The following is a 12,656-nucleotide window of genomic DNA, read 5'->3' on the forward strand; positions in this document are numbered from 1 at the left end:
ATGAGATCTCTAGTTTTACTTTCTGCACTATTCTGTTTCGTTCTGATCGCTGAAGTTTCCGGGCAGACACGCACGTTCCGATGGTCGGATATGATGTGCGATTATCAAGGAACCTATAACTCGCAAAAATACACCGCAAAGCAGTTGTCGGATACCGTAAAGCTCATCGAGCCCGGCAGTTACAGCATTTCCGTGTGGGCCACTGTTTTTCATCCGCGTGATCTGCCGCTGCTGTCGCTCGATAAGCTCAACGATGATTTCCGCGAACAGCAGGCTGCTATCAATGCACTCCAGATCGTCAATGTGCCGTATTTTCAACGCCTTCGGGAGAAGAAGCTCGAAGAGATGCGTCAGGTATATGAACTTTCACGCGTTACGATCGCAGCACACAGCGAGCCGTCCGTCCTTCGTACTTACCGTGGCGCAGACGCATGCAAGGCAAAATATGCCGAGCCTCTGATAGCCGGCGGCGATGCACTTTTGCGGACATGGCGAGAGGTGAACGAGCGTTCGCGTTCGGTCAATTCAGAGCCCGAAAGGCTTCGCCGAGATTTCGAAGAACAGGTGGCATCGCCCGACAAAATGAAATTTGCTCTGGTCGAGGTGATGGGTTTTGGATGGTGGAACTGCGTCAACGAGACGGTCTTTCGCGTCGAGAGCGACGGAACCGCCGAAAAAGAATTCCGCAAACTGTTTACTCGCGTTCGCGACCTCGGGTGCGACGGCCCGTGATCACTTTGCCGTAGTCTGCCTCTGCCTTTCGAAATGTTCAGCTATTTCGGCGGCGGCCTTTTGTCCGACAAAGGGCTTCAGTTCATCAACTGGGGCCTTCGCTATTCTCTCAATCGAGCCGAAATTGCGGAGCAGTTTCATCTTGCGTTTTTCGCCGACGCCGGGAATTTCGGACAATTCAGATGAGAAATCCCGTTTCTCACGGCGTTTGCGGTGAAATTCGACGGCCGTCTTGTGTGTCTCCTCGCGGATCTGCAAGATCAGGCGAAACGCGAGCGAATTGCGGTCAAACGGTATAGGACGGTCCTCGCTGCCCTGAACGAGAAGATGTGAGATGTCTTTGTGGCGTTTCGGCGGTTTGACGAGGCCGACAAGTTTAATTTGTTCAAGGTCTAGTTCACGCATCGCCGCGGCGGCCGCCGACAATTGCCCTTTGCCGCCGTCAATAAAAACAAGCTGCGGCAGCGGTTTTTGTTCGTCAATTAGCCGCCGATAACGCCGAAGGACGGCCTCGTGCATCGAAGCAAAATCATTCGCTCCTTCGACCGTCTTTATGATAAATCGCCTGTAATCACGGCGTGCGGGCTTGCCGTTCTCAAAAACGACGATGCCGGCCACGTTCTCAGCACCGGAAATATTGGAGATGTCGAAAGATTCGATGCGTTCCGGAAAATACGATAGCTCCAACAGTTCCTGAAGCTCCTCGAGCACCTTCTGCGAATCGGGCTTGAGCACGCGGAAACGCTGCTCGAATGCGATCTTTGCGTTGGTTTCTACAAGTTCGACCATCTCTCGTTTTGTCCCGCGTTTCGGATCCAATATCTTCACTCGACGCCCGCGTCGTTCGGTCAATGCTCGCTCCAGGACATCACGATCCGCAAAATCGATGGGTACGTGTATCTCCAGCGGTACGTAATCCGTCGAATAATATTGAGCCAAAACCTCGCCCAAAAATTCGGCGGCATCGAACGTATTGTCTTCTGGAAGGTCCTCCCAAAAGAACTCCCGGCGTCCGACGATGCGGCCTTCACGCATCGTAAAAAGCTGCAGAGCGACTCGCTGTCGTTCGCGGTAAAACCCTACGATATCGACGTCTCGGTCGGCGGTCGTCGCCATTTTCTGCGTTTCGCCGAGAGCGATCACGGTCTTGTGCAGATCTCGGTAGCGTGCGGCAAGCTCAAATTTGTCCTGCTCTGCAAACTGCCACATTCGCTGCTCAAGCGACTTCGCAAGCTCCTTGTTCTTGCCGTCCAGCAGCGTTCTGACGTCCGCGGCGGCCTCGGCGTATTCTTGCGGCGTGCACAGCCCTTTCACGCACGGGCCGAGGCAGCGTTTCAGATGATATTCCAGACACGGGCGGGGAAGTTTGCCGTCGATCTCGATGTCGCAGGTGCGAAGCTGAAAAGCACGATTTATCAGATTCAGCGTGTTGCGTGCGAGCGTCGCCGGCAGGAACGGCCCGTAATACGTCGAGCCGTCCTTTACCAGACGACGTGTGATGACCACCTTCGGAAACTCCTCGTTGGTCAGCTTCAAATGCGGATACGACTTATCGTCTTTAAGAAAGATATTGAATCGCGGCTTATGTTTCTTGATGAGATTCGATTCCAGAATGAGAGCTTCGACCTCGTTATCAACGACGATGAATTCAAAATCGGAAATGTATTTTACGAGTTGCCGCGTCTTTGGATCGAGATTGCGGCTCGCCTGAAAGTACGACCGCACGCGGTTGCGCAGGTTCTTCGCCTTGCCGATGTAGATGATCCGCCCCGCTTCGTTCTTGTGAATGTAGATGCCCGCAGCGGTCGGGAGTGTTTTGAGCTTTTCGGCGATCGTCACAGACCTATTCTAACCTTTGCGCACGCCGCGGCACACATTCGACGCGAATTGCGATAAACTCATTTTCGTGCGGACGCTGATCACAGATTCTACGGACGAGGCCGCAGAGATAGTTCGCCGCGGCGGGCTCGTTGCGTTCCCGACCGAGACCGTTTACGGGCTAGGCGCGGACGTTTTCAATGAATCGGCCCTTCGCCGCATCTTTGAAGCGAAACAACGGCCGCCGGACAATCCGCTGATCATTCACATCGCTGATATTTCGCAGATCGGAGAACTTGCCGAACATGTCACCGACAAAGCCCGTAAACTAATCGAAGCCTTCTTTCCCGGGCCGCTGACTGTCGTCGTGAAAAAGTGCGAGAGAGTGTCGAAACTTGCCACTGCCGGACTCGACACAGTCGGTATCAGAATGCCGTCGTTTCCGCGTGCGCATGAGTTTCTGCTCAAATGCGAAACGCCCGTAGCGGCTCCGTCCGCAAACGTTTCGGGCCGCCCGAGTCCGACAACTTGGCAAGCTGTCCGAGAAGATCTCGATGGCAGAATTGACTGCATTCTCCGCGGCGATCCGACTGAGATCGGACTGGAATCGACCGTAGTTGACTGCAGCGATGACATTCCTGTCATTTTGCGTCGCGGTTCTGTGACAATGGAAATGCTGCGCCGCATAGTGCCCGACATCACTGCGGCCGCGGGCAGCGAAGAACTCCGCCGAAGTCCCGGCATACGGCACAAACACTACGCACCGCGTGCGGTCGTTGAACTGGTCAAAACTCCTCCGGAACCGCGTTCTGATGCAGCATTTATCGGACTATCAACGAAGAACGACGGCTGGGGACACTCGCGTTATTGTCGAGACATCGAAGAATACGCAAGGGAAGTTTTCGAATTCTTTCGTGAATGCGACCGACGCGGCATCGCGACGGTCTACTGCCAGAGCGTCGGATCGGCAGGCATCGGCGAGGCGTTGATGGACCGTCTGCGGCGTGCTGCCGAGCGGTGATCAGCGTCTGCGGACCAGGAAAATGCCGTATCTGGTGTTGTCGCCCAGAAGTTCACCCGTTATTACCTCAGAATTTATGAGCGTCTCCGTTCGCTTCAGCGGAGCGATGATAAGTATTTGTCCTGTCTGACTGTCTTCCAGATATTGGGCGATCTCAGTGTCTTTGTCAAAACGCCGCTGCCGTCCGTCTTCAGTCCTTAGCAGGCGTCCCGCGGCATAAAACTCCGCATTGTGCTGCAGCGTATCAAACCCAACCACAAGCTCCGACGTATGACCGCGCTCCGCGGCGGCAGTTATCAGCGATCTCACAGAATCATGATCGGCAAATTTCGGCAGTGCGAACGCCACGATCAAAAAGACAACGACGAGAGTAGATCCGGCGAGTCCTAAGATGGCATTTCGCCATTGCGGGCTTTCAGCAGCTTTCCCGTACGTATACAGCGATGTCATCAGCACCGTTGCGGGGACGGCGGGAAGAATGTATCCCGGCAACTTTGAGCCGGAAAATGAGAAAAAGAAGAGCGGAACCGCTAGCCAAGACAGCGAGAAGAGGAGTAGAGGAGAAGAGGAGGCAAGGAGATCGGGAGTATTCGAATTTCCGGAATTTGCTTCTTGAGTCTCTGCGTCTCGGCGGCGAAAGATCGCTTTAGGTGCCTTCCACAAACCGGCGAAAAACACCGGCATCCACGGTATCGTCATCAGCGGCAGCACCCAAAAATAGAAATGAAAGGGCTGCGGGTGCTGATATTTATTCGACGTAAAACGCGCGAAATGATGCTGCACGAAGAATTCGTCGATGAATTCCCAGCCGTGCAGCATGTACATTGGCAGATACCATGTCGCGGCAACCGCAGCTGCGAGAAATGAGCCCCAAAACAAACTTAGCAAAAGCCCACGCGATGGCCATCGCCACGAGAGAACGAAATACGCTCCGACTATCGCAAAAGGGAAGACGATGCCGATCAGACCTTTTGCGAGCAACGCGACGCCAATGAAGAAATAGAATCCGACGAGTCCCGACTTTTTGCCGCCGCGGTCATAGGCGTAAAAGCAGGCAAGCGACGCCGTAATGGGGAAGGTTACCGTTATGTCGAAACTCGCACCGCGGGCGAAAACCACTATGCCAAGCGTCGTTGCGGCTATCAGCGTCGCAAAGAATGCGAGCTGCTTTCTACCGGTTACAGTTTCCTCTGTGCGGCCGATCAGCCAAATACTTGCGATGGTACCGAGTCCGAACAATGCCGGCCCAAGCCTTGCCGCCCATTCTGAAACGCCGAATATACTGAATGCCGCGATCTGCGACCAGTAGAGAAGTGCCGGCTTCTCGAACCAATGAAACCCGCCGAGCGTGGTCGTTATCCAATCTCCGGTTTGCCACATCTCTCTGGCGACCTGTGCATACCGCGGTTCGTCAGGCCCGAGCAGCGGCACACCGAGCCCGAAAAAATAAAAGATAACGACCGCGATACCGAACGCATACCAAACAAAATTCGGCACGCCCGGCACTGCTGAGTTATTTTGATTTTCGGTTTCGCCCGACATCGATAAGAATGTAAAGTATTGCTGAAAAGGGACTTGTTATCAAATTATGTCTTCTGAAGATAAGCTGCGAGTTGCCGCCATCGGGGTCGGGAGCCTCGGCCGCCATCATGCTCGAAATTATGCAGAACTCGCCGCAGCGGGCGATGTCGAATTTATCGGCGTCTGCGATACGGATTCCACGACCGCGGACGAGATCTCGCGTACTCATTCTTGCGGGAAATTCACCGATTGGCGGGAGCTTCTCGACCGTGTTGATGCCGTATCGATCGCCACGCCGACCGAAACGCATCGCGACATCGCGTGTGCTTTTCTGGAAAAGGGAATCCACGTTCTCGTTGAAAAGCCGATCGCCATCACGCTAGACGAAGCGGACGCGATGATCGCCGCCGCCGAGTCGTCGGGGGCGAAGCTGATGGTCGGCCAACTCGAGCGTTTCAATCCCGCGATGGTGGCATTGCGGCCGCACGTCACCAAGCCGCTTTATTTCGAAATACACCGAGTTTCGCCTTTTCCGAACCGCTCGCTAGATGTGGATGTGGTTCTCGATGTGATGATCCACGACCTGGATGCGGTCCAGTGGATGGTCGGCGAGGACGTTAAGGTCAGCGAGATCAGAGCCGTGGGAATTCCGGTCATTTCCGATAAAGTTGACGCAGCCAACGCCCGCATCGAATTTGAGAACGGGGCCGTCGCGAACATCACGGCCTCGCGTATCGGCACCGAGAAGATCCGCAAGACGCGTTTCTACCAAACGAACGCCTACGTCGTTCTGGACTACGTCACGAAATTCGCGTCGCTGACCTCGATGGACCCGACGGCGTCGCATCCGCTGCTGGGTATTTCGATCAACAGGCTTGAGATCAACGATATTGAGCCGCTGCGTGCCGAGATCACCGCTTTTCTGGATTCGATCCGCAACGACACCGAACCTGCCGTTACGGGCCAAGACGGCCGGCGCGCTCTAGCACTCGCAGTCGGCGTTCTTGAGAAGATCGACCGGCATGCCAAGCGTGTGTTCGCACAATGAAAAACGAACGAATTTCCGAATTTCTTGTTGAGCGTATCGCGGAGGGTGATTTTCCGTCGGCGGTTTATCTTATCGCGGAACACGGCGAGATCGTCTTTCAGGACGCTCTGGGAAATGCTGTGGTCGAACCCCGAGTCATTCCCGCCGGCTTCGACACAATCTACGATGCTGCCAGCCTCACAAAAGTGCTCGCAACGGGACTATTGGTTGCGATCGCGATCGAACGCGGTGATCTGGATCCAAATCAGCCCATCGGAACCATTCTTAGCGAATTTCACATTTCTGTGCACGCCGATGTGACCGTAAATCTTCTTGCGATGCACACTTCGCGGCTGCCCGCATGGAAGCCTTTCTATCTTCTTGTCGATCACGCGGACGAGGTTCTCGACGAGATCGCGAGGACATTGCCGGTTGAAAATACCGGCGGCGTCATTTACAGCGATCTGAATTTCATAACGCTGGCCGCGATACTGGAACGCATATATGACGAGGAACTCGATGTGCTGTTTCACAGAATGATCGCCGAACCGCTCGGCCTCGCGGACACTTTGTTTCGTCCGCCTGCCGACCTGAGGGGCCGAATTGCTGCAAGCGAAAAGGGAAATGAGTACGAACGCCTGATGTGTATTCATTCTGAATTCCTTCCTCCGACGGCTGAAGGCGTCGGCGGCCGCAGTTTTCGGGCTCAGGTGATCTGGGGCGAGGTTCACGACGGAAACGCCTTTTTCATGGGCGGTGTTGCAGGACACGCGGGGCTTTTTTCGACCGCGGAAGACGTTCTCAAAATAGCGTTGCAGTTTTTACCGAAATACTCGCAGCTATTGAAGCCCGAAACCTGTGAACTTTTCCGAACCAATTTTACTAATGGGATGAACGAGGACCGCGCGTTCGCATTCCAGCTTGCCTCAACAAGAGATTCGACAGCCGGGACTAAGATGTCGCCGGACAGCTTTGGACACAATGGGTTTACCGGCACGAGCTTATGGATCGATCCGGTCAAGGATCGCATTTTCGTGCTGCTGACGAACCGCACGCACGCTCATCCGCTGCCGTTCGAGAACATTAACGGCGTCAGGCGCACATTTCACGACATTGCGATAGAATTGCTCGACAACGAAAACTGACGAAATGGAAGTTGGCGATCACAAGCTCGACGTGTCATTCAGGGACGCTCTCAGGTTCTGGATAAAACTCGGCTTCATCTCTTTCGGCGGGCCGGCCGGCCAGATCGCGATAATGCACAAAGAGCTGGTCGAACGCCGCGGCTGGATCGACGACAAGAGCTTTCTGAACGCGCTGAATTTCTGCATGCTGCTTCCGGGACCGGAGGCACAACAGCTTGCGACCTATATCGGGTGGCGGCTGCACAAGATAAAGGGCGGGATCGCGGCGGGTGCGATGTTCGTTGTTCCCTCGGCCTTCCTGCTTCTGATCCTTTCATTCGTGTATGCACGGTATGGAACAGTCAGCGAGGTCGCCGCAGTGCTTGACGGTTTCAAACCGGTCGTCGTCGCCATTGTCGTTGAGGCCGTCATAAAGATCGGCAATAGATCGCTGATAACGGCGATGCATTTTGCCATCGCGATCTTTGCGTTTGTCGGCGTTCAATTCTTGAACGTGCCGTTCCCGCTTATTGTCTTAGCGGCATTACTATTCGGCCTTTTCGCAAGCCGGAATTCCGCCAAGGTAGCCGAGACTGTGGGCGAACCAGCAATGCCGACAGGCCGCTTTCACTTCATTAGGGTCGCGCTCGCCTGCTTTCTCTGCTGGCTTATTCCGCTTGCGGCATCGCTAGTTATATTTGGCCGCGAGAGCGTCGCGACGAAGCTGTATTTGTTCTTCACACAGGCTGCATTTGTGACGTTTGGCGGAGCATATGCTGTTTTGGCGTATGTTAATCAGGCAGCGGTCGGTGCCGGTTGGATAACCTCGGTCCAGGCGGTCGATGGACTTGCCTTGGCAGAAACAACGCCCGGGCCGCTGATAATGGTGCTGCAATTCGTCGGGTTTATGACCGGTTGGCAAAACGCGGGCAATTTCGATCAAACGTTCTTTGCCGTGGCCTGCGCTCTTCTGGTTACGTTCGCTACCTTTCTGCCGTCGTTCCTTTTTATATTCGGTGCAGGGCCGTATCTTGAAAAGATAAGCCGGAATTCACGTTTGAGCGGTGCGCTCGGGTTTGTGACGGCGGCGGTTGTCGGCGTTATACTGAACCTTTCAGTGGTTTTTGGTGCAGCCGTGGTCTGGCAGGATCATCAGTTGAACTTCTTTGCGGCCGCCGCCGCTGTAGCTGCTTTTGTTGCATTGTTCTTTTTTAAGGTCGATGTTGTTATCGTCGTGATCGCAGGCGGAGCGATCAGACTGCTGAAACATCTTTTTGTAGGCTAAATAAAATGGCAACTCGCGCTACTACCAGGCATCTTAACGACAGATTTCGCTCGAGATCTGAGTTCAGGCGTAGTGAGTGTGTACACATGAAGAGATATTTCACAGGAATTGCCCTGTTCGCGTTCGCGGCAGTGGCGTTGATGGCTCAGAACGACCGCACAACGCGTCCGCGTGTAGTCATTACGCCGCCGCCTCCGGTTCTCCAGAACGATACCAATGACAGCAGACAGCCGTCCGCTCCGCCCGTGCTTGGCGGGCGCAGCGGAAATCCATCGCCTGCTCCTACGGTCGAGCCGGTTGAAGATGATGACGATGGCGTGATCCGCGTCGAAACGAATCTGGTCGCGATGCCTGTCTCGGTGCTGGATAAGGACGGGCGTTTTATCAGCGGGCTGCAGCAGCGTGATTTTAAGATCTTCGAGAACGGAGTTGAACAGAAGATCGAGTATTTTCAGTCGGTAGAGCAGCCATTTTCGGTTGTCCTGATGATCGATACGTCGCCTTCGACGCAATTCCGGATCGAAGAGATCCAGAGCTCAGCGATCACATTCGTAGAGAAACTCCGCCCCGGCGACCGCATCATGGTGGTCTCGTTCGATCAGAACGTCAGGGTTCTGACACCATTCACGAACGACCGCAACGTTCTCAGGAACGCGATCAGGCAGGCAAGGTTCGGCGACGGGACCAGTCTGTACGAAGCGGTCGATCAGGTCATCAACCGTCACCTCAGCCAGGTTGAGGGGCGAAAAGCTGTGGTCATATTCAGCGATGGTGTCGATACTACGTCGCGAAGGGCGACCTACGAGAGCACGATCCGAGCAACCGAAGAGATCGACGCTCTTTTTTACACCGTTCGTTACGACACATCTGACTATATGGCCGGCCGAGGAGGAGGCGGAGGATATCCACCGCCAACGACCCGCCGCCCGAGCGGAAGGGTCTCAATGGGCGATATTCTGGCATCTATCATCCTTGGCGGCGGCGTTAATATCGGTACGGGAGGCGGCGGCCGCGGAAATACGCGTGCTGAATATGAAAAAGGCCGCGAATACCTGGAAGCGATCTCTCAAAACAGCGGCGGCAGAAAGTTTGAGGCAGATTCACTGATTAATGTGGACGCAGCGTTCACGGGCATTGCAGAGGAGCTCAGACGCCAGTATTCGATCGGCTATTATCCTGAGAACGTCGGCCAGCCCGGCGAACGGAAGCAGATCCGCATTCGTGTTATGCGTCCCGGCGTGAGCGTTCGTGCAAAGAACAGCTATATCGTGGGACGTCACGGAAACAGCGCGTCAAAATAGGATCGCAGCGAACTCAGATCTCAGTGCCGTCAGCGATGACGGCATTTTTAGGCACTATGATGATGCCGTCGCGAATATAGATAGAGCCGTCAGGTGCATCGTAGTTCTCAATATTCTCTCGATTTATCAGCTTAACGTTGCTGCCGATACGGACGTTCTTGTCGAGTATCGCCTTTTGAATCACGCAGTTCGTCCCAATGCCGATGTGCGGACGTTTCAGCCGCATATTGGTTTCGATCTCGCCCAGCGATTCAAAAAGATCAGAGCCCATGACGATCGAGCTGTCCACTTCGACGCCGTTGTCGATTCGGCTTCTAAGCCCAATGATCGAACGTCGAACCTTTACGCCGTTCAGGATACAGCCTTCTGAGACCATCGAATCGTCGATATCACAGTCGTGAAGCTTTGACGGCGGTAGATAACGGCTGCGTGTATAGATCGGTGCGGTAGTGTCAAAGAAGTTGAATCGCGGCAGCGGCGTCGCCAGATCGAGATTCGCCTCGTAGAATGCCTTGATCGTTCCGATGTCTTCCCAATAGTCCTTGAATAAATTCGCGACAACGCGGTATTGGTCTATTGCCGCGGGAATGATCTCCCGCCCGAAATCGACCCACGAGTTGTCGGTTTTCAACAGATCGACGAGCTTCTTCACGTCAAAAACATATATGCCCATCGACGCCAGATATGGCCGGTTGATGGCTTCGGCGGCTGAAAGGCCGAAATTTGTTGTGTCAACCCGCATCTCGCGAAGGGCATCGCCGGTCGGCTTTTCGCGAAACTCGACGATCTCGCCATCAGCATTGGTTTTCAGCAGACCAAAGCCTTCCGCCTCTTCTTCACGGCATGGAACTACCGAGATTGTAACGTCCGCACCGGATTCGGTGTGCCGCTTTAGGAATTTGCGATAGTCCATCCTGTAAAGGTGGTCGCCTGAGAGGATCAGGAGTGTATCGACCTTCAGATCCTGAATGTGCGGCAGCATCTGCCTGACGGCGTCGGCGGTGCCCTGAAACCAATCGGGATGTTCCTTGGTTTGCTCGGCCGCAAGCACCTCAACAAAACCGGTCGAAAAACGCGAAAATCTGTAAGTTCTAGAAATATGACGATTTAACGACGCCGAATTGAACTGTGTGAGGACGAATATCTGCGTCAGATCGGAGTTGATGCAGTTCGAAACAGGAACGTCGATCAGGCGATACGTCCCGCCAAGCGGAACCGCCGGCTTTGACCTTTCCCGCGTCAGCGGAAACAAACGTGAGCCGGCTCCGCCGCCCAATATCACCGTTACAACGTTGTCGTATCGCCCCATAATAGTGAATAGTGAATAGTGGCAAGTGAATAGTCAAGGAAAGCAGGTAGGCCTTGACTAATCGCGGCTTACAATTCACGATTTACTAACCGAATGTGGAAATTCGTCAGAACTCTTTCATTGATCTTTGTCGGCGGCATTGCGATCTGGCTGCTGTTCGAGGTGATCACATTTCCATCGATCTCTTCTCTTCGGGCGGACAATCCGACGACGACCTCATTCATCGAAAACCGCCTTCAAGAGGCCGCCGCCGAAGGCCGCGAACCACGTAAGTTCATGATCTGGATGCCGATGGAGCAGATCAGCCCGAACCTGCAGCGTGCCGTGATCGCGGGCGAGGATGCGAGGTTTTTCGAACATAACGGTTTTGACTGGGATGCGATACAAAAGGCGTGGGACGAGGCAGTGAAAGAAGGCGAACGCGAGGCAAAGACCGAGGGCGACTTTGACCCGAACAGCTGGATACCTACAATGCCGTCATTCAGACGCGGGGCTTCGACAATAACACAGCAGCTGGCGAAGAATCTCTTCCTTTCAGAAGACCGCAACTTCCTCCGAAAAGGCCGCGAAGCGGTCTACACCTACTTTTTGGAACGAAATCTCTCGAAAAAGCGCATCTTAGAACTGTACCTTAACGTCATCGAATGGGGCGACGGCGTTTATGGTGCCGAGGCGGCTGCTCGGACGTATTTTAACAAGAGCGCGTCGAATCTGACCCGCGACGAAGCGGCGTTCCTCGCCGCGATGGTTCCTAGCCCGTTGAACGTGTTCAACCCGCAAAAGAACCGCAAACGTGTCGTCCGCCGGCAGCGTGTGCTGATGAAATATATGAATTCCGTCAAACTTGCGTATTGACAAGTGGTGCATAATTGAATTAGAAGAGAACGATAAATGAAAGTAATAGCCCTATTTGCAGTAATGGTCTGCGTTGCAACGGTCGGCCTGTCAACGTCCCTTTTTGACGTGACCCGGCATAATTCGAACGTCTGGCCTGATGTTCAGGACGACGTTAAGATGCCGGGCGTCGTTATACTTGGTAAAGGCTCGAAGCTCGGCGGCGTTCGTTTTGACCATGTCAGCCACAACGGCGGCACCTACAGCATTTCGGGCACGGGACCGATCGGCTGTACGGAATGTCATCACGCGGCACGTCCGGCTTCTGAAATTGCCAAACATCCTCCGCTAAAGACAGCCTGGCCTGCCGACCGGACGACCACATTGACGGCAGACCTTTTCGCCAAAGAGCCCGCAGCAGCCGGCGTTGCTAAATGTGCCGACTGTCATGCTCCCGCGGGCGAAAAGCCGAAACTGCTTGAAAAGATACCCGAGATCAAGCATGAATCGAGCGCTGCGATGATATCTCTGAACAATCAGCAGGCGATGCATCGAGCGTGTGCCGGCTGCCATACCGAATACAAAAAGACACATCCTCAGTCTAAAGCACCGACCGCGATGCAGTGCGTCATGTGCCATAAGAAAGGAACTTAGGCCTACAGAGGAGGAAGGGAGTAGAGGAGT

Annotated in this window: 11 protein-coding genes; 8 read left to right on the plus strand and 3 right to left on the minus strand. The window is 54.2% G+C overall.

The window, feature by feature from the left end; genetic code table 11:
• Positions 1-732: a hypothetical protein gene (locus IPM50_13755; GenBank protein QQS32704.1), complete on the plus strand. Its 732-nt coding sequence runs from the start codon at positions 1-3 to the stop codon at positions 730-732.
• Here the strand turns inward: IPM50_13755 and uvrC are convergent, their stop codons facing one another.
• Positions 733-2,571 (minus strand): excinuclease ABC subunit UvrC, encoded by a 1,839-nt coding sequence (gene uvrC, locus IPM50_13760; protein ID QQS32705.1) that lies wholly within the window; start codon positions 2,569-2,571, stop codon positions 733-735.
• 67 nt (positions 2,572-2,638) lie between these two features.
• Between uvrC and IPM50_13765 the strand changes: the two genes are divergently transcribed.
• Positions 2,639-3,571, plus strand: a complete 933-nt coding sequence (locus IPM50_13765) for a threonylcarbamoyl-AMP synthase (protein ID QQS32706.1) — start codon at positions 2,639-2,641, stop codon at positions 3,569-3,571.
• On the opposite strand, the gene IPM50_13770 is transcribed toward IPM50_13765, so the two are convergent.
• The gene (locus IPM50_13770) at positions 3,572-5,113 is read right to left on the minus strand and encodes a glycosyltransferase family 39 protein (GenBank protein QQS32707.1); all 1,542 of its coding nucleotides are present in this window, start codon (positions 5,111-5,113) and stop codon (positions 3,572-3,574) included. It lies immediately after the preceding gene.
• A 46-nt stretch (positions 5,114-5,159) separates the two neighbouring features.
• Between IPM50_13770 and IPM50_13775 the strand changes: the two genes are divergently transcribed.
• The 4 genes from IPM50_13775 (at position 5,160) to IPM50_13790 (ending at position 9,829) form a co-directional block, all read left to right on the plus strand.
• Positions 5,160-6,140: a Gfo/Idh/MocA family oxidoreductase gene (locus IPM50_13775; GenBank protein QQS32708.1), complete on the plus strand. Its 981-nt coding sequence runs from the start codon at positions 5,160-5,162 to the stop codon at positions 6,138-6,140.
• Positions 6,137-7,264 (plus strand): serine hydrolase, encoded by a 1,128-nt coding sequence (locus IPM50_13780; protein QQS32709.1) that lies wholly within the window; start codon positions 6,137-6,139, stop codon positions 7,262-7,264. Before IPM50_13775 ends, IPM50_13780 begins: the two co-directional genes overlap by 4 nt.
• A 4-nt stretch (positions 7,265-7,268) precedes the next feature.
• Positions 7,269-8,528, plus strand: coding sequence for a chromate efflux transporter (gene chrA, locus IPM50_13785; protein QQS32710.1), 1,260 nt, complete (start codon positions 7,269-7,271; stop codon positions 8,526-8,528).
• An 86-nt stretch (positions 8,529-8,614) separates the two neighbouring features.
• Complete coding sequence (locus tag IPM50_13790; protein ID QQS32711.1) at positions 8,615-9,829, plus strand: VWA domain-containing protein; 1,215 nt, start codon at positions 8,615-8,617, stop codon at positions 9,827-9,829.
• Positions 9,830-9,842: 13 nt separating this feature from the next.
• Here the strand turns inward: IPM50_13790 and IPM50_13795 are convergent, their stop codons facing one another.
• Entirely contained in the window at positions 9,843-11,138 is a 1,296-nt protein-coding gene (locus IPM50_13795; protein ID QQS32712.1) for a glucose-1-phosphate adenylyltransferase, read from the minus strand.
• Between the two features lie 93 nt (positions 11,139-11,231).
• Between IPM50_13795 and IPM50_13800 the strand changes: the two genes are divergently transcribed.
• On the plus strand, positions 11,232-11,993 hold the full coding sequence (locus tag IPM50_13800; protein ID QQS32713.1) for a transglycosylase domain-containing protein: 762 nt from the start codon (positions 11,232-11,234) through the stop codon (positions 11,991-11,993).
• A 36-nt stretch (positions 11,994-12,029) separates the two neighbouring features.
• Positions 12,030-12,626: a cytochrome c3 family protein gene (locus IPM50_13805; protein QQS32714.1), complete on the plus strand. Its 597-nt coding sequence runs from the start codon at positions 12,030-12,032 to the stop codon at positions 12,624-12,626.
• Positions 12,627-12,656: the final 30 nt, after the last annotated feature.

This window comes from Acidobacteriota bacterium (genome assembly GCA_016700075.1).
Lineage (GTDB): Bacteria > Acidobacteriota > Blastocatellia > Pyrinomonadales > Pyrinomonadaceae > OLB17.